16 protein-coding genes are annotated in these 17,090 nt (G+C 44.8%); all 16 read right to left on the bottom strand.

The genetic code is table 11. The annotated features are described in order from the left end of the window. Window positions 1-96 precede the first annotated feature (96 nt). Complete coding sequence (locus G5B60_RS01720; RefSeq protein ID WP_164682294.1) at window positions 97-1,002, bottom strand: polysaccharide deacetylase family protein; 906 nt, start codon at window positions 1,000-1,002, stop codon at window positions 97-99. A 105-nt stretch (window positions 1,003-1,107) separates the two neighbouring features. Further along, the gene (gene adhE / locus G5B60_RS01715) at window positions 1,108-3,777 is read right to left on the bottom strand and encodes a bifunctional acetaldehyde-CoA/alcohol dehydrogenase (protein WP_164682293.1); all 2,670 of its coding nucleotides are present in this window, start codon (window positions 3,775-3,777) and stop codon (window positions 1,108-1,110) included. A 166-nt stretch (window positions 3,778-3,943) separates the two neighbouring features. Further along, window positions 3,944-4,261 (bottom strand): TipAS antibiotic-recognition domain-containing protein, encoded by a 318-nt coding sequence (locus tag G5B60_RS01710; protein ID WP_164684087.1) that lies wholly within the window; start codon window positions 4,259-4,261, stop codon window positions 3,944-3,946. Further along, entirely contained in the window at window positions 4,194-4,658 is a 465-nt protein-coding gene (locus tag G5B60_RS01705; RefSeq protein WP_164682292.1) for a MerR family transcriptional regulator, read from the bottom strand. The genes G5B60_RS01710 and G5B60_RS01705 overlap by 68 nt, the downstream gene beginning before the upstream one ends. Window positions 4,659-4,713: 55 nt before the next feature. Next, window positions 4,714-5,805, bottom strand: a complete 1,092-nt coding sequence (locus tag G5B60_RS01700; RefSeq protein ID WP_164682291.1) for a nucleotidyltransferase — start codon at window positions 5,803-5,805, stop codon at window positions 4,714-4,716. Window position 5,806: 1 nt separating this feature from the next. Further along, window positions 5,807-6,541, bottom strand: coding sequence for a class I SAM-dependent DNA methyltransferase (locus G5B60_RS01695; protein ID WP_164682290.1), 735 nt, complete (start codon window positions 6,539-6,541; stop codon window positions 5,807-5,809). 54 nt (window positions 6,542-6,595) lie between these two features. After that, the gene (rsfS, locus tag G5B60_RS01690) at window positions 6,596-6,952 is read right to left on the bottom strand and encodes a ribosome silencing factor (RefSeq protein ID WP_164682289.1); all 357 of its coding nucleotides are present in this window, start codon (window positions 6,950-6,952) and stop codon (window positions 6,596-6,598) included. A gap of 44 nt (window positions 6,953-6,996) precedes the next feature. Next, a complete protein-coding gene (gene yqeK, locus G5B60_RS01685; protein WP_164682288.1) occupies window positions 6,997-7,584 on the bottom strand; it encodes a bis(5'-nucleosyl)-tetraphosphatase (symmetrical) YqeK in 588 nt (195 codons plus the stop codon). Further along, entirely contained in the window at window positions 7,581-8,213 is a 633-nt protein-coding gene (locus G5B60_RS01680) for a nicotinate-nucleotide adenylyltransferase (protein ID WP_164682287.1), read from the bottom strand. The genes yqeK and G5B60_RS01680 overlap by 4 nt, the downstream gene beginning before the upstream one ends. A gap of 22 nt (window positions 8,214-8,235) precedes the next feature. Further along, window positions 8,236-8,547, bottom strand: a complete 312-nt coding sequence (yhbY, locus tag G5B60_RS01675; RefSeq protein WP_164682286.1) for a ribosome assembly RNA-binding protein YhbY — start codon at window positions 8,545-8,547, stop codon at window positions 8,236-8,238. Window positions 8,548-8,562: 15 nt separating this feature from the next. Beyond that, a complete protein-coding gene (gene yqeH, locus G5B60_RS01670; RefSeq protein ID WP_164682285.1) occupies window positions 8,563-9,684 on the bottom strand; it encodes a ribosome biogenesis GTPase YqeH in 1,122 nt (373 codons plus the stop codon). Continuing rightward, the gene (locus G5B60_RS01665; protein WP_277423780.1) at window positions 9,684-10,211 is read right to left on the bottom strand and encodes a YqeG family HAD IIIA-type phosphatase; all 528 of its coding nucleotides are present in this window, start codon (window positions 10,209-10,211) and stop codon (window positions 9,684-9,686) included. Before G5B60_RS01665 ends, yqeH begins: the two co-directional genes overlap by 1 nt. A 90-nt stretch (window positions 10,212-10,301) precedes the next feature. Next, the gene (locus tag G5B60_RS01660) at window positions 10,302-11,699 is read right to left on the bottom strand and encodes an MFS transporter (protein ID WP_164682284.1); all 1,398 of its coding nucleotides are present in this window, start codon (window positions 11,697-11,699) and stop codon (window positions 10,302-10,304) included. Continuing rightward, window positions 11,699-12,619: a DMT family transporter gene (locus G5B60_RS01655; RefSeq protein WP_164682283.1), complete on the bottom strand. Its 921-nt coding sequence runs from the start codon at window positions 12,617-12,619 to the stop codon at window positions 11,699-11,701. Before G5B60_RS01655 ends, G5B60_RS01660 begins: the two co-directional genes overlap by 1 nt. 249 nt (window positions 12,620-12,868) lie before the next feature. After that, window positions 12,869-15,973, bottom strand: a complete 3,105-nt coding sequence (locus tag G5B60_RS01650; RefSeq protein ID WP_164682282.1) for a type I restriction endonuclease subunit R — start codon at window positions 15,971-15,973, stop codon at window positions 12,869-12,871. Between the two features lie 4 nt (window positions 15,974-15,977). Beyond that, complete coding sequence (locus G5B60_RS01645) at window positions 15,978-17,084, bottom strand: AAA family ATPase (protein WP_164682281.1); 1,107 nt, start codon at window positions 17,082-17,084, stop codon at window positions 15,978-15,980. Window positions 17,085-17,090 lie beyond the last annotated feature (6 nt).

Here is a 17,090-nt window from a genome sequence, read left to right as displayed (position 1 = left end):
TCTCCTTTTTGTCTAATAATGATAAACACGGCTGTTAAAAAACAGTCAAATCTTCTTTATTATAGCACGTTTCATCTAAAATGTTAATCTCTTTTACTAACTCGCTCGCATACTGGCTAGTAAATCATCTGCTGTCATGCTTGGCAGCACCCGCACCCGATCAAGAGACAGCAGCCCATCACTGTACTCTGCCAAGCCTTCATTGGTCGTGACAGCCAGTTTATAACTTTGCCCTGCCGTTTGCAAGGTCGTGTCGTTATAGCGCCCAGACGGATAAGCAAGGGCGATAGTGTCTTGAGAGAGATTGCTGTCTAAAAAGCTCTTGCTGCCTGTCATCTCGCTACTTTGGCGCTCTGGTGTCTGTACTGACAAGTCTGGGTGTGTGACGGTGTGCGCCTGAAAGGACATACCGTTTTGCTTCATTTCCTGCATCTGCTCAAGGGTGAGATTAGCAGCATTGCCATTTTCCACAAAGCTTGTAATGACATTGTTGGTGGCTTTAGCACCGTATTTTTTGAGAATAGGGTAAGCCTGCGTGTAAAAGTCCTCATTCCCATCATCAAAGGTTAACCAAACCACTTTTTGGCTGGGCAAGCTGTTTTCAGTCAGCGCCTTATAAGCCTCCTCTGGCGAGAGGAAATAATAGCCCTCTTCCTTTAAGCGCTTGATGTGCGTTTCAAAAACGCTGGGTGAGACGATGAGATTGGCACTCGCTGCTTCTGACGGATCCATGTCATGAATGGCATGATACATCAAAATCGGAATGCGGACGGGCTCATCCTGCTTTTGCCAGCTCACTTCTTCTGCTTTTTCTTCACTCTGTACCGTTGATGTGCTAGTGCTTGCTGTACTTGAGCTGATTGTGGTCTTTTCAGCTGTTTTATCCTCAGAGAGAAAAGCTTTTGAGAGCGCAAAAGCCCCCAGCAAACAAAAACCTACAAAAACAAAACCAAGCGCTAATATAACTTTATAAGATGACTTTCTTTTTCTGCGACGACGCATAACTTCCTCCTAAATAATCATTCCTCTTAATTGTACCACCAATACAGACACTTGACTAGAGCTTTTAAAAAACAATTCCTGCTAGTCGCAGGAATTGTCTTGTGATTAAAACATGTCAATCAAGAGTTGTTTGAGTTCTTCGATGTATGGTTGGCGTGGGTTTGCTGGTGTGCATTGGTCGTCATAGGCAAGGACAGCCAACTCATCCACAGCAGCGTCAAAGGCTTCTTTTGTGACACCGTTAGCTGAAAGGGTTGGTGTGACGTCAACGGCTGTCATCAAATCATTGATACGCTGGCAGAGCGCTTCGACAAGGTCAGCGTCTGTCTTGCCTTTGAGTCCGACAGCACGGGCAATATCAGCGTAGTCTTTTTGACCACGGTAAACTTCGTAACGTGGGTAGACACTGCGTTTGACATTACCAGAGACACCGTTGTAGCGGATAACGTGCTGCATAGCAATAGAGATAGCAAGACCATGTGGCAACTCAAACTCACCACCTAGCTTGTGGGCGATAGAGTGGTTGATACCAAGGAAGGCATTTGAGAAAGCCATACCAGCAAGTGTTGCTGCGTAGTGCATGTTTTCACGCGCCAACTCACCCTCAAGCGTTGGGTGTTGTGGGTCGTACTTGTAAGACGCTTCTAAGTTTTCAAGAACCAGCTTAATCGCCTCTAGTGACCAAGGACGTGTAAAGTCTGACGCCATGACAGACACATAAGACTCAAGAGCGTGTGACAAAGTATCAAGCCCTGACCAAGCACAAGTGCGTTTTGGTACTGTCATGACAAACTCTGGGTCGACAATAGCAACCTGTGGTGTCAATTCATAGTCTGTCAGTGGGTATTTGACATGGGTATGATCGTCTGTGATAACAGCGTATGGTGTCACTTCTGAGCCTGTACCAGATGTTGTTGGAATACAGAAGAGACGTGTTTCAGCTTGGTGTTTGAACTTGACGATACGTTTACGAATATCGATGAATTTTTGTTGGAGACGAAGGAAGAGCTCGCTAACAGCTTCATAGCTTTCAAGGAAGCCTTCTTCTTGGTCAAGAGAGTACTCGTAGATGTAGCGGGCAATTTTCGCTGCGTCCATAGCAGAACCACCACCGACAGCGATGATTGTGTCTGGCTTGAAGCTTGCCATTTGTTTAGCAATCTCTATAGTTTGCCCAAGTGTTGGGTCTGGCTTGATAGTGCCGTAAAGTGAGGTCACGACTTTTTCCTCACGAAGGGCTAGCTGAGCAAGCACAGTGTCAACAAAGCCAAACTGCACCATACCTGGGTCAGCAACAACCAAAGCACGTGTGATAACTTCTGACTCGTCTTGAAGGTAAGAGATGGCATTTTTTTCGTAGTAGATTTTTTCTGGTAAGCGTACCCATTGTGGACGGTTACGACGTTTAGCGACAGTTTTGATGTTCAAGAGGTCGCCAGTTGATAGATTGTGTGACAATGAATTTTTCCCCCATGATCCTGTTCCAAGTGTTAGGCTGGCTTTAAGGGCATCTGTGTAGATATCACCGATACCACCGATAGAGTCTGGCTGATTGACAAGTACACGAGAAGCTTTGACCTTGTCGCCAAATTCAGAAACAAATGGGTCTGCTTGTGAGCCGATTTGGATAGCCGCATTGTGCCCAGCACCTTGGTAGTCTAGAAGGGCAGAGACAATCTCAACACCGTCTGTACGGTCTTTTGCTTTATAAACAGAAAGGAGTGGAGAGAGCTTTTCAGATGAGAGTTTTTCGCCGATATTTTTCTTATCAAGCTCAAAGAGAAGCACGTCTTTGCCTTCAGGAAGCTCGACACCTGCCTGCTCACAAATCCAAGCGGCATTGCGTCCAGCAACAGGACCGTTGACACCGTGGTGGTCGTTAAAGACAAAGTCCTCAAACTTCTTGTAGTCTTTTTTAGGTACCAAGTAAGCGCCTTTTTCCTGCATCTTCGTCAGCCATTCTTTGTAAATCGGCGCTTCAACGACAGCAGAGTTTTCTGTCGCACAGATCATACCATTGTCAAAACGTTTTGACATGAGTAAATCCTCAACCGCACGGTCAAGATAAGCTGTGTGGTCAACATAAACCGCACCATTTCCGGCACCAACACCCATAGATGGGTTCCCAGATTTAAGAGCGGCATTGACCATACCAGGTCCACCAGTCGCTAGGATAGAAGCAATCTTTTTGTTTTGTATGAGTGCTGATGTATTGGCAATAGATGGCACTTCAATCCACTGGATGATGTTTTCTGGTGCGCCAGCTTCAAGAGCAGCCTCATAGAGGATTTTCGCAGCGTGTGCTGAACAGTTTTGCGCCTGTGGGTGGAAAGCAAAAACAATAGCATTGCGTGTTTTTAGCGCCACCAAAATCTTGAACATGGTCGTTGATGTTGGGTTGGTCGTTGGAACAATCCCTGCTAAAACACCAAGCGGTGCTGCGATTTGGACTTGTCCTGAAATCTTGTCCTCGCCGATGATACCAACAGTTTTCTCATCTTTGATAGAATTGTAGATATTTTCAGTCGCAAAGTGGTTTTTGGTATCCTTATCCTCAACCACACCACGTTTGGTTTCAGCGACTGCTTCTTGGGCAAGCTCTAAGGAATGCTCAGACCCCGCAAGCGCCATAGCGGCTACGATTTTATCCACTTGCTCTTGTGAGTAAGTGGCATAAAGTGCCTCTGCGGCTAGCGCTTTTTCAACCAAGCTATCTGTGTAGGCAATCGCCTGCTCCTCTACAGATAATTCTGCTGTTTGTGCTTTCTTAACCATTTCTCTTCCTCCATAGTCTTATGTCAATAATAACGAAAAAATATCTTTGTGATTTTCTTCACCTAGTATTGTACATTATTTCACAAATAAATGCAACCGTTTTCTGTGTTTTTTACATTATTTTTCGACAATTCAAAAAACAGCCCAAAAGGACTGTTCTTCTTTTCTACTTGACATAGATGGCGATGGCTTTGTTGACGTAGTTGGCTGTGCCACGACCACCTGCTTGATCAATAAAATCTGTAAAGCGCTGATCTGTGACATAAAGCTCACCCAGACCCTTTAGAATGTCATCTGTGCACTCGTAAAAATGCTCGCTGATGTAGTCTTTTAGCGCCTTGACTTGGGCTTGGACTTCCTCAGTATCTGCTGGTAAATCCTGCATGCGTCCAAAACTAGCAAACAATAAAGGCAAGTCATCTACAGCAGACGGCAGCTCTTCTTGCGTGTGCTCGGTAAAGTCTTGATAAGCCTCGCTCGGTATCTCCCAATTTTTCCTTAGCTTCTTTTTGAAAAGCTAGGACTTCCTCTTTTATGTAACTCAGCATAGTAAGCCCTCCTTTTTTCTCCTGCAAATGCTTGAGACGATTGATTTTCTGTGTTAGCGCTCTGCTCTCTTGCTGCAGATAAGCAAGCTGCTGCCCTAACAGGATATATCTATCGTCCCTTGAGCACATCAAGAGTGTTTTGATCGTCTCAAGAGGAAAAGACAGGTCACGAAAATATAAAATCATCTGCAATCGACTAAGAGCCGTCCCATCATAATAGCGATAGCCATTTTCAGAGACAATCGTTGGCTTTAACAAAACAATCTTATCGTAATAATGCAGCGTCTTGATACTAACATCTGATAGGCGACTCACTTCTTTTACCGTTTTCATGATTTTTCCTCTCTACAGCTAGTATAAAGGATTCCCTAAGGGGAGAGTCAAGCTTTTAGCGCAACATTTTTGGAATCCGCCCCCAGTTTTGCTCAAGGACTTGGCTATTGCCTAGCTGATAGACGGTGTCTGCCTGCTGGGTCATAGCGTCCCAAGGGAGTTTACCAATCCGTGTCACAAAGTCCACCTGCCCTTTTAGGCTGGCGAGATGTTTTTGCCCAGCTTTAGAAAAGCCCAGCACATGCACGGCTTCTGGCAAGGGAGCTTCTCTAGCATTGACTAGGATGTAGGTGAGGATACGTCTAATGCGTGCCTTGGTGTAGCGTTTAGTGCTGACCGTATCCACCAAGTCTTCCACACTAGTTGCCGTCTTGATAGCGGACTGAATGCGGTGCGCAAGCTCGTGATTGACCTGATAAACCTCGGTCAAATCCTGATGTGTGATAATCTGGTAACGCAAAAAGGTAAAATAATCCGCCCAGCTGACCTGAGGCTGACTGCGTAGAAGCGCAGCATTTGGCATGACACTATCGACAAAAGCGTCGTCTCCTCTGTGCTTACGGATACTGGTCGCTGAAGCGAACTGCTCTCTTTTTTCCTGCGAATGATAGCCAGCCCCTAGACGCTTGATAGGGTTGAGTGAAATACCATGAGGTCTTGCTACCTTAGCATAGCTCAGCGCTAGGATATGATTGGGCGTCGCTCCAGAAAAGGGACTTCCTGTGAACTTCTCCCACATGGCTTGGGTCTTTTGCGGATAGGAGAGCGCCTCGGGCAGACTCTCAAGGTAAGCAGCCATCTCCTCTTTGTGCGCTATGTAGCGATCACCAATAGCATTGTAATCCAGCATTTCCTCCGTGCCAAAAGTCAAGTTATCCACACCCAGTTTAGAGAGAATATCAACCGCTCCCTGCGCAAAGTAATCTGCCGCCTGCACCGCTACCATAAAAGGCAGCTCCACCACCAAATCAGCCCCACACTCAAGCGCCATCTGTGTGCGTGTCCACTTGTCCACAAGAGCTGGCTCACCACGCTGGACAAAATTGCCACTCATAGCGACAATCGTAAGCCCCTGTGCCTGCTCCAGCAGATATTTGTGTCCATTGTGCAGCGGATTAAACTCTGCGATGATTCCTGTTGTGGTCATCTCACTTCTCCGCTACGAAAAACCAGCGTAAGCTCTCGTCTGTCGGTGCTTGGTCACTAAAGTCAGCATAGACTTGGACCTTGCTAAAGCCAGCTTCTTTTAGTAATTTTTCAAAAGTCGCTATCGGATAGGTGCGCTCCTCGTGCAGCTCATCACGTCTAGTGAAGCGACCATCCTCTTCCTTGACAAAGAAAGTCAGCTCGTGAGCAATCGAGTGCGGCTCTTCTCCCTCATAAGTGTCCCAGACAAAGGCAAAGTCCTCGTAATTTTCATGATAAGCATAGCCTGGGAATATATCGTCCATCTGATGAACAGAATGCACGTCAAACAAAAATCGACCACCTGTTTTTAGGACACTTGCCGCCTGTGAAAAGACCTGAGCAACAGCTTTTTCATCAGGCATGTAGCAGAGACTGTCTGAGTAGCAGGTCACCACATCAAAAGTGCCAACACCTGCCATATCCAGCATGTCTGCCTGCACCAAATCCAGCTGCGCCTGCTCACGCTCAGCACGCTTCCTAGCCACCTCCAACATCTCATAGCTCAAATCAAGACCTGTCACCTCAAAGCCAGCCTTAGCAAAGCGCACCGCTTGGATACCCGTACCGCAAGCCATCTCTAGGATAGAGTGCGTCTTTTCTGGAAAATGCCGTAAGCTAAAGGCTGTCCAATCGTCATAAAGACTATCATCCATAATCTCGTCATAGACTGCCGCAAAGGTTTCATAACTTGCCATTTTATCCTCATTTCTAACAAAAGAGACTGCAACATCCGCCACAGTCTAGCTTGGTTAATCTTCTAAAAGTGCTGTGACATCAAGACTCTCTGCCTCATGCCAGAGCTTTTCAAGGTTGTAGTGTTCACGCTCATCTTGAGAGAAGATATGCACAACAACACGGCCAAGGTCAAGCAAGACCCAGCCTGTCTTGCTATCGCCCTCATGGTGGCTACTATCGCCTCCAGCTTCCTTGACCTTCTCACGGATATTGTCGGCTATCGCCTCTAACTGACGGCTGTTCATAGCAGAAGCAATGACAAAATAATCCGTGATACTGGTTAGCTTTGTCACATCTAAAACAAGCATGTCCTCAGCACGCTTCTCATCAGCAGCCTTCAGGACTACTGTTAACAATTCTTGTTCTTTCATAGGTTCCTTTCTGTGATTTCGTTTTTAATAAAAGTAGAATGTGTCTATTTTAAATAGCTTATGTAAGCATTATAAGTCTCAATAGTCTGTGGGTAGATAGGCTGTGCTTTTTGAGCGAGAAAGGCAACGGTTCTTGCTGTCTCGTAAGCGACTGCCCTATCAAGCGAAGTTGCGGCAATCTCTCTTGCCTCACCGACTCCAGGAAAGTCTCTGCCATCCTCGATATAGTCGGCAACGTAGATGATTTTATCCAGCAAGCTCATCTCTTTTGAGCCCACCGTATGGGTCTCAATGCTGTGTAAAATTTCAGCGTCACTAAGCCCCAAATCCTCTTTGATTTTGTAGATACCGACCACGCCATGCCAGATGTTATTGCCCCAGTTTTTGAGGTCACTATCTAGCTGATATTTGTCAATCAAAGCCAAAAAGTCCTCATCAGACACTTCCTTGGCATAGTCATGTAGAAGCCCAGCCAGACCAGCCTTTATCTCGTCTGCACCGTAGCGCTTAGCTAGCTGAATAGCTGCCGCTTCAACGCCCAAAGAGTGCTCCAAGCGTTTTGTTGACATCTGCTCTGCCATTTTTTCTAGCAAACCCTCTCGACTAATAGCAAGATACGCTTCATAGCTCATCGGTATAGACCTTCTTTCTCGATATAGTCTAGCACAGCTTGAGGTAGGAGAAAGTTTGGTTTTTTGCCTTCTTCAAGCTGGCGTCGAATCAGACTGGATGAGATGTCGAGTAGTGGCACATCCACCCAGATGACGGGGTAAGACGTCCCCGCCTTGTACTTAGGGCGTTGCACGCCGACAAACTGCACCATCTGGATAAGCTCTGAAATGCGGTGCCACTTGGGCAGATAAGCTACCATGTCCGCTCCGATGATAAAGTAATAATCCACATCTGGATTTTTCTCGGTCAAAAGCTTCATGGTGTCATAGGTGTAGCTAATGCCCTTTCTCTCAAGCTCAATGGTCTCAATACCAAGTCCATCAATGTCACGCACAGCCAGCTCAAGCATCTTCAAGCGATGTTTTTCGCTAATGGTTGTCTTTTTATCCACATGCGGAGGTTGGTATTCAGGCATCAGAAGAACCTCATCAAGCCCTAGCTGCTGGCGCACTTGGTCAGCAATGGTCAAATGCGCATTATGGACAGGATTGAAATTCCCACCCAAAAGCCCAATTTGCTTACGGTTGCTTGTGACTTTTTCTTCCTCTAACTCCACCTTGGTAAAAGGTGTTAATAATTCTAATGCCATAAATTCCTCCTAAAAGAAGCGCTTATAGCGCCTTGACTTTGACCGATAGTTTGCGGTTTTCCTTGCGGGCTGACTGCTTGTAGAGAATGAGAATGCGCCCAATTTTAAGCACGGTATCGCAGCCAATCTCCTCTTCTAAGATGTCAGCTACGTCGTGGATGTCCTCATCTGTATTTTGCAAGAGCTGTACCTTAATCAACTCACGAGCGTCAAGTGCATTTCTAACACTTGTCTTAATCTGGTCGTTGAGACCATTTTTGCCAATCTGTACAATTGGCTTCATGCTATGTGCTTCTGACTTTAAATAAGCACGTTGTTTTGATGTTAATGCCATATGTTTTCCTCGTCTTTAAATAATCGCTTTTCTCAGCACAACAGCGACACCCTTTGGTGCCCAAGCGGCTAGCACAACTGGCTTATCTTGACTGGCATTGACACGCACCCAGCCAAGACCAGAGTAGACCACGTCCGTCTTGTCCTTAATGGTAAATTCATGGCGGACAAGTTCTGGGAAGTTCTCAAGCGTCTTAGCACTTGGTGGTTGCAAGAGTTGCCCGACGTGCTTGTCATAAAAAGCATCTGCGCCAGCTAATTTTGTCCTGTGGATGTTTAGGTTATTGTCCATATAGACAGTGAAGCCCTGCTTTTGCCCTTCTACAAAGTCAAAACGAGCAAGACCGCCTAAAAAGAGCGTCTGCTCTGGATTGAGCTGGTAGGTCTTGGGCTTGATTTCTTTCTTAGGGCTGACGTATTTCAAATCCTTGGCTGAAAGGTAATGAGCCATCTGGTGGCGGTGGATAATCCCCGGTGTGTCAAAGAGGAAGCTTCCGTCATCCAGCGGAATCTCAATCTTATCAAGCGTCGTGCCTGGAAAACGTGACGTGGTGATAGTGTCCTTGTCCCCTGTAATCTCACGGATAATAGCGTTGATAAGCGTTGACTTGCCGACATTGGTCACCCCAACGATGTAGACATCACGTCCCTTTCTCAGGCGCTCAATGGTCGCTATCAAGTCTTTGATGGCTTGGTGGTTTTGCGCAGAGGTCAGCACCACATCAAGTGGACGTAAGCCCTCTTCATGCGCACGCTCTAGGAGCCAATTTTTGATTTTACTGTCCTTGACAGACTTTGGTAGGATGTCTTTTTTATTGCCGACAAGGAGGATATCATTGCCAGAAACAAAGCGGGCAAGCCCTGGGATGAGCGAGCCATTGACATCAAAAATGTCAATCACGTTGACTACAAGCGCATTGCTGTCGCCAACTTCGTGAAGCAATTTTAAAAAGTCATCATCACTCATCTGCACATCCGTGATGTCATTGTAATGACGCAGTCTAAAGCAGCGCTGACAATAGAGTTGTCCCGTCTCTAAGCCCTTTTCAAGAGCAGCCTTTGGGGTGTAGCCAAGCGCCTTTGGGTCTTCTGTTTGAATGGGTGCACCGCAACCGATGCAAGATAATGTTTCGTTCATTAAATTCCTTTTTGATAGGTTAGTTTTCCGTATTTTTTCTCAAGTTTACGCCAAATGCGGCGCTCACGAAAGCGATTGAACTTGGTATTCCAAGCGTCTGATGTCACTAATGGCTTGACCAAAACCGAGCGAATGCCAGCCCTGTGGCTAGCACGGATATCGGTCATGAGCTGATCGCCTACCATGATGACCTCATCTGGCGAGAAACCATAGCGCTCCATGGCAATCTTGATACCCCGTGTGAAAGGCTTCATGGCACGACTGACAAAGTCCACACCAAATAAAGACACCGCACGCTCGACACGTGAATGCTTGTTATTTGAAACCACGACAATGGCAATATCTGCTGTTGTCATCTCATCAATCCAAGCACGCACTTCAGCAGTGCCGTCTGGATTGTCCCAAGCAATCAAGGTGTTGTCTAAATCTACTAAAACGGCATGAATGCCGTGCTTAAGCAGGTCTTCTGCTTTTAAATCATATACTGCCTCAACCATAAAGGTCGGCCTATAATCGTCTATACTCACATGTTACTCCAAAAGGTTAGTTTAGCTTTTATTTTACCATATTTTAGCTTATAAGGCGAATTGAAAATGCCTTGCCAAAGGCAAAACATTTTACTGAGATGATTTGGGTGTGTTATCCACCACTTTGTAAAGGACAAGCCATTCGATAACAGCAAGCACTAGTAAGCATATAAATGCCATCTGGCTGCCTTTTGCGGTGGCTTGGCTCTGACTGATATTAGACGCAGACTGGCTAATAGCAACGATGAGTGACGCTAGCGTTGTTCCAACTGCTCCTGCAAACTGCTGCAGGGTGTTAAAGATAGCATTGGCGTCTGAGCGATTTTTCTCAGGGACACCCTTTTGCCCGCTGGTCATGATATTGCCAAAAGCAATCCCCATCCCGCACATAAAGATGATGTAAATAGCGGTCAAATAGCCATTTGGCAAGTGACGCCCAAGGACAGAAAAGAGCGCAAGAGCAATCACAATCAAGCTCGTCCCAAACAAAATCGGTTTTTTAGCGCCCAGCCTATCTAGCAAATAACCACTAAATGGCGAGCAAGACGCTCCCAGAAAGGCTGCTGGAAAGACTAAAAGCCCTGCGATAGTCGCACTTGAGTGATTGACCAGCTGGATGTAGTTTGGAATCAAGAAGGACATACCAAGATTAACCGTCTGAAAGAGGAAAAAGGCAAGCACATGCCCTGCAAAAATCGGATTTTTCAAGACATCAAGAGCGATGATGGGCTGCGTGAGCTTTTGGCTGCGCTTGATGAGAAGGACAAGCCCACAAACACCCAGCAAGAACCAAGCCCAGACCTCAGGCTGGTAAACAGCGTACTCCGCTAGATTATTAAGCGCTAAAATCAAGCCGATAAAAAGTGCTAAGATAGCTAAAAAGCTGATGATATCAAGCATTTCAAAGGCAACCTTTGTCTTTTGCTCAATCGCTGTCACGCCTAAGATAAAGGAGATGATGAGTATAGGAAGCAGCAAGATAAAAATGTAGCGCCAGCCAAGGCTAGAAGCCACAAAGCCACCAAAGGTAGGACCGACCGCAGGCGCAACCGCAGTAATCAAAGTTCCGACCCCCATCATGGTTCCAATCTTACTCATAGGCACCTGATCTAGGATGATATTAAACATCAAAGGCAGCGCAATCCCGACACCTATCCCTTGAATGACACGCCCAAAAAGCAGCAACCCAAAGCTTGGTGCGACAATATCCACCAACAGCCCGATGATAAAGAGAATATTAGCTGCGCAAAAGAGTGTCTTGGTCTTAAAAGAGCGCTTGAGATAGGCTGATAAAGGCACTACCAGAGCCACAACCAAAAGATAAATGGTGGTCATCCACTGCACGGTGGAAGTGTTGATATGAAACGTTCTCATCAAAATGGGAAAGGTAATATTCATAGCGGTCTCAACGACAACACCACAAAATGACAGTAAGCCAACAGCAATCACTGCTCTGATGACTTTTGCAGATAAAGTTTCTTCGGACATTACAGCGTAGCTCCTTTCTTTCTAAGCTTTTCTAAGAGCAAATCTTGAATGGAAATCAGCATGACTGCTAAGATGATAAGCACCATACCAAACAGGTCACTAGCGTAAAAATGCTCTCCAAAAATCAGCACGGTCAGAAGTACAGACGAAATCGGCTCAACCGACGCTAAAAGGCTGCCTTTGACCGCTCCGATAATAGTTGTTCCCTTTAAAAAAGCCGTGTAGGCAAAGAGCGTCCCAATACCAATAATACCAATGTATGCTAATAAAGAGCGGACGTCTACTGGATAGTGATAAGTCCACGCCTGCGTCAAAAGACTAAAGAGCACACCACCAAAGAGCATGCTCACCCCAAGCACCAAGAGACTCCCCCATTTGCGAATGGCATTGACCGGAATCAAGATATAAGCCACGTAGGTAAAGGCGGATAAAATCCCCCAGAAAAGCCCTGCTGGCGTCAGCGCAAGGCTACCTAGCTGACCGTGCGTTGCCATGATAAAAGTCCCAAACACAGCCAAAAAAATAGAGATGACCTCAACCCATCTCGGCAACTGCCGTTTTTTGATACTGGCTAAAACGATGATAATAACTGGCGCCATGTACTGTAAGACCGTAGCTGTCCCAGCATTGGTGTAAGAAATGGCTTTTAGATAAGCGTATTGATTAGCTACCAAACCAAAGCAGGAAAAGATAAGCACTGTCACTAGAAACTCCTTGTCCCTAAGCGCTGCTCTTACCTTAGTAAAATCACTTATCGCAACCACTCCTAATAAACAAATCCCCGAAATCAATAGCCGAATAGACGATAAAGCATTGATATTAAGACCATGAGACATCAGATACTGCCCACTAATGCCCGAAATCCCCCAAGCAACACCTGCAATCAGCGTCAACAGCACACCAACTCCTTGTTTAGACATAACCCCTCCTTAATCATTTTTCTTCATTATAGCAAAAAGCTAGTGCCAAAACAATGACACAAAGGAAAAAAGAGAGTGGGACAAAAATCGGTCATTTCTCAGAAATGCGATTTTGTCGTCCCACCTCCGCACCAGTTGAGTAGGGCTATAACAGTTGATTTATCAACGCATTAGAGCCCACTCAACCACTGCGTCTTGTATTTTAGTCTATAAAAATAATAGAAATTAAACTTACCCCAGCTTCTCCTTTTAGACCTTACCACCAATGCCTTTAAACTTTTCAACGAAACGGCTGATTTTTTCAAAAACCGTTTGTTTTTTGGTGCGGTATTTAGGGTTGAGCGGGCTCATCTTTGGCAGGATAGCGTTCAGGTCGGTACCATTTTCGCTGGCGTACTCATGCCTAAGAGAGGTCATGATGTAGCGTTTAGCATGGTCTTCATTAAGATTTTCCTCAGCAATGAGATTTTCCGCCTCATCTTTTTGAACTTCTTGCGCATAAGTGTAGAAACGCTCCATGATGTCCGCCTTGTCCTTAATCGTGTCAAGGTCGGTCTGATTGATAAAGTCCACAATCAAACCTTCTTTGGCACGATTGCCAAGGCTTGAGCGAATGGTACGTGTAATATCCGCAATCAAAGCCTCTTTATCGGATCCTTTTTGGTGTTGCTCAAAAATCAACTCCAGAATATAGTCCAAGTTAATCTCCTGTGACTTGAGCAACTCCACCTCAAAGGTCACGTCATTCCAGTCAATCTGACTTTCCTTATCTTCTCTATTTTCCCGCTCTTCACGTCTGCGCCACTCTCTGATGTCGTCGTAAGCAGAGCGATAGTCTTGGACTTCACGATCCGTTGGGATATCTAGCCCTGCTAGCTCTTCTAACTGCTCATCACTCACTTGATACTGAGCTTGAAAATCAGCTACTACCGTCTCGTCCTCAAAGTCAATACTTTGTAAAGCCTGCAAGCGAGTAAAGTCATCGTAGTTTTGCAAGATATTGTCCAACTTTAGAAACTGCCCAAAGAGCTTGACAAAAGCTTTCTTATCCGACTCTTTGTTAATCTGCGTCGGGTCTGGAAATTTCTCCTGCAACTCTGCGACCACATCCAGATAACCTTTTCTGGTCTCGCCACCTTCGACAAAGCCCTCCATGTAGTCGCTGTACTTGCGTTCTAAGAGCACTTGAGCTGTCTCAGTCTTTCCAAAAAGCTTAATAGCGTCAATAGTCGCCTGCTCCAAATCACGGAAAGTCACGATATTGCCAAAAGACTTAGTCGCATCATAAATCCGATTGGTACGAGAAAATGCTTGAATAAGACCATGATAACGCAGATTCTTATCCACAAAGAGCGTGTTCAAGGTCGGTGCGTCAAAACCTGTTAGAAACATGCCCACCACAATCAAAAGGTCAACCTCACCACTCTTGACCCGCTTTGCCAAATCTCGGTAATAATTTTGAAAATCATTGCCATTGATGGTGAAGTTGGTGCCAAACTGGCTGTTATAGTTTGCGATGCAGCGACTCAAAAACTCCTTGCTGGACTGGTCAGCCATAGTTTCTGGCGAAAAAGTCTCATCCACAATATCTCCTTTTGCCGACTGTTCTTCATTTGCCGCATAGGAAAAGATAGTCGCAATCTTGAGCGGTTTGTCTCGTCCTTCTTGCTGGTGGTTGAGCTCAGTATAGTAGAGTTTTGCTGCCTCGACACTAGAGACTGCAAACATGGCATTAAAGCCCTTGTCTTTACCTGCTGTGCGGTGGGTCTTGTGGTCAAAATTATCCAGGATATAGCGGGAAATCTCACGAATGCGTTCCTCGTGAAGCAGTGCTTTTTTAGTCTCGTAAGCACTCAGCTTATCCACATCTTGCTCACGCTCAAGCTGGGAGAAGTTAGGGCGCACGTCATTATAGTCCACCATGAACTTGAGCACCTTCTCATCTCGGATGGCGTCGGTGATGACATAGGCATGCAGTTCTTTACCAAAGACACTGGCTGTCGTTTCAGAACCCAGAGCATTCTCCACCTTGATAGGTGTCCCTGTAAAGCCAAACTGGCTGTAGCGCTTGAACTTTTGGCGCAGATTTTTCTGAGCCTCACCAAACTGTGAGCGGTGGCACTCGTCAAAGATAAAGACCACCTGCTGATTGTAGATAGGGTGCGCCTTTTCCTTTTTCATAAAGTTATTGAGCTTTTGGATGGTGGTAACGATAATCTTTTGGTCGTCTTTTTCGATGTTGCGCTTGAGCCCTGCGGTATTTTCAGAGCCATTGACGGAGTCAGGAGAAAAACGCTGGTATTCTTTCATGGTCTGATAGTCTAGGTCTTTTCTATCCACGACAAAGAAAACCTTGTCCACCTCGTCCATCTCGGTAGCTAGTCTCGCTGCCTTAAAGGAAGTCAGGGTCTTACCCGACCCTGTGGTGTGCCAGATGTAACCACCAGTATCTGGTCCACTTTTTTGCTTGCTGGCAATAGCTGACTTAATCTTCCAGATAATCCGCTCCGTCGCTGCAATCTGATAAGGGCGCATGATGAGTAGGGTATTACTAGTATCAAAGACCGAATAGTTGATGAGGACATTGAGCAGGGTCATCTTGCTCAAGAAAGTCGCTGTAAAGTCCTTCAAGTCCTTGATAGGGTCGTTATTTTTCAGTGCCCAGTTCATGGTAAAGTCAAAGGAGTTCTTCTCACGCTTGGTGGTATTGGCAAAATAGCGACTATCTGTGCCGTTTGAGATGACAAAGATTTGCAGGTACTTAAAGAGAGACAAGTCCTCGTTGAAACTTTCCTTGCTGTAGCGGTGAATCTGGTTAAAGGCTTCACGAATGGCTACGCCTCGCTTTTTCAGCTCAATCTGCACCAAGGGCAGACCATTGACCAAAATGGTCACGTCATAGCGGTTAGAACTGCTACCTGTTTGCTGCATTTGGTTGATGACCTGCAGGCTGTTGCGGTTGATATTTTTCTTATCTAGCAAGTAGATATTTTCAATATGCCCATCATCAAAGATAAAGTCATAGATATAGTCGTCATGGAGCCTGCGGGTGCAGTCGATGAGGGTATCGCTGGGTTTGTTGAGATATTCGGACAAAAAACGACGCCACTCGCTGTCTGAAAAGGTCACAGCATTGAGACTCTCTAGCTGAGCCTTGAGGTTAGCTAGCAAAGCTTCTGGTGTCGTGATGTCCTTACGATAATCGTAGCCCTGCTTAACAAGGTCAGAAATCAACTCACGCTCCAAGTCCGCCTCGGACTGGTAGCTTCCTGCCTGCTCCTTTTTGGTGTAAGTGTCTAGGATGATAAAGTTGTCGGATTCAGCGATAGGCGCTGTTTGGGTAATGTCTGTCATTGTCTCACTCCCTATAAAAATTATATCTCTTATCAAAATCTTCAAAAAGGTAAATCAACATCTGCTTATGTTGTTCGTTCAAAATAGATATTTCTTCGCTTGAATGCTTTGAATGACTAGAAATATCAAGAATCCGCTTTTTATAACTGTTTCTAACGGATTCATTTGCCTCATCGGGAAAAAGTTCTTTCCAGTCTTTATATCCTAAAAATGTTGATGTTTTTTCATAAAGATTTCTTAAAAAATTAAAATGATATTTTTGAATATTATTCTCATCAATCGCTCTTTGCAATTCATGCCTTAAAAATAAATGATAAGCAAATGGAGAATCTTTCCATTGTTTATGTAGTTCATAAGTTCCATCTTCTAGCTTCTCTAATCTACGTTTATCTGCATTAGACAACTCATTATGCAAAACATTATAAAAAAGAGGATTGTGCGTTGTTACAATAAATTTTAAACCTAATTTTTCTCTATTACTTTCCTTGATGAGATAGGCTAAGTTTGAAGCGACTTCAATAAGATGATTTTCGTCCAATGAAGATACTGGGTCATCAATAAAAACATATTCTAATCTATCAAAATCATTTGTACTTCTATCTCCAACTTCTGGAATCCTCAATTCGCTAATGACTAGTTCTAGTAAAGTATAGAAAATTGACCAAATAAAATTACTCTCCTCCCCTTTTGACAACTTTACTTGCTCAGGCGTTTCATCATTTCCTCTCTGAAAAGAAAAAGTTATTTGATGATTATCTAAGTCAAAGCTCGGTGTTAGCTTATCATCTGTGTAATGTTGAAAATTAAAAATAATGTTTTGGTCTTGTCCCTGCTCGTCAATAATCCATCTAATAAAGGAGTTTGCCTGAATCTTCAGAGAAAATTCCTTATCATCAGCTAAGTCATTGTCCCAATAAAATAAATCTTCCGTAAAGGCATTATAATACAAAATCTTCTCTCGTGTTAATGAGTCATCCCCATTTTGTGAAACTAGATTTGCAAACTCCTTAGATAGCCTAGTTTTCCCCGTACCATTAAATGCATAAATCAGATGTACTGTTTTATTAGATTTTTGTAATTCCTTAGCTATATCAGATAATTCTTTTCCCATCTTACT

The organism is Streptococcus hyointestinalis (assembly GCF_011039275.1).
Classification (GTDB): Bacteria; Bacillota; Bacilli; order Lactobacillales; family Streptococcaceae; genus Streptococcus; species Streptococcus hyointestinalis_A.
Note: the sequence above shows the minus strand (reverse complement) of the source record. Positions and strands in the feature narration are given on the sequence as shown.

Coding starts and splice junctions, on each gene's coding strand:
- G5B60_RS01720 (WP_164682294.1), bottom strand. CDS start 1,002: ATGCGTCGTCGCAGAAAAAGAAAGTCATCTTATAAAGTTATATTAGCG.
- adhE (WP_164682293.1), bottom strand. CDS start 3,777: ATGGTTAAGAAAGCACAAACAGCAGAATTATCTGTAGAGGAGCAGGCG.
- G5B60_RS01705 (WP_164682292.1), bottom strand. CDS start 4,658: ATGAAAACGGTAAAAGAAGTGAGTCGCCTATCAGATGTTAGTATCAAG.
- G5B60_RS01700 (WP_164682291.1), bottom strand. CDS start 5,805: ATGACCACAACAGGAATCATCGCAGAGTTTAATCCGCTGCACAATGGA.
- G5B60_RS01695 (WP_164682290.1), bottom strand. CDS start 6,541: ATGGCAAGTTATGAAACCTTTGCGGCAGTCTATGACGAGATTATGGAT.
- rsfS (WP_164682289.1), bottom strand. CDS start 6,952: ATGAAAGAACAAGAATTGTTAACAGTAGTCCTGAAGGCTGCTGATGAG.
- yqeK (WP_164682288.1), bottom strand. CDS start 7,584: ATGAGCTATGAAGCGTATCTTGCTATTAGTCGAGAGGGTTTGCTAGAA.
- G5B60_RS01680 (WP_164682287.1), bottom strand. CDS start 8,213: ATGGCATTAGAATTATTAACACCTTTTACCAAGGTGGAGTTAGAGGAA.
- yhbY (WP_164682286.1), bottom strand. CDS start 8,547: ATGGCATTAACATCAAAACAACGTGCTTATTTAAAGTCAGAAGCACAT.
- yqeH (WP_164682285.1), bottom strand. CDS start 9,684: ATGAACGAAACATTATCTTGCATCGGTTGCGGTGCACCCATTCAAACA.
- G5B60_RS01660 (WP_164682284.1), bottom strand. CDS start 11,699: ATGTCCGAAGAAACTTTATCTGCAAAAGTCATCAGAGCAGTGATTGCT.
- G5B60_RS01655 (WP_164682283.1), bottom strand. CDS start 12,619: ATGTCTAAACAAGGAGTTGGTGTGCTGTTGACGCTGATTGCAGGTGTT.
- G5B60_RS01650 (WP_164682282.1), bottom strand. CDS start 15,973: ATGACAGACATTACCCAAACAGCGCCTATCGCTGAATCCGACAACTTT.
- G5B60_RS01645 (WP_164682281.1), bottom strand. CDS start 17,084: ATGGGAAAAGAATTATCTGATATAGCTAAGGAATTACAAAAATCTAAT.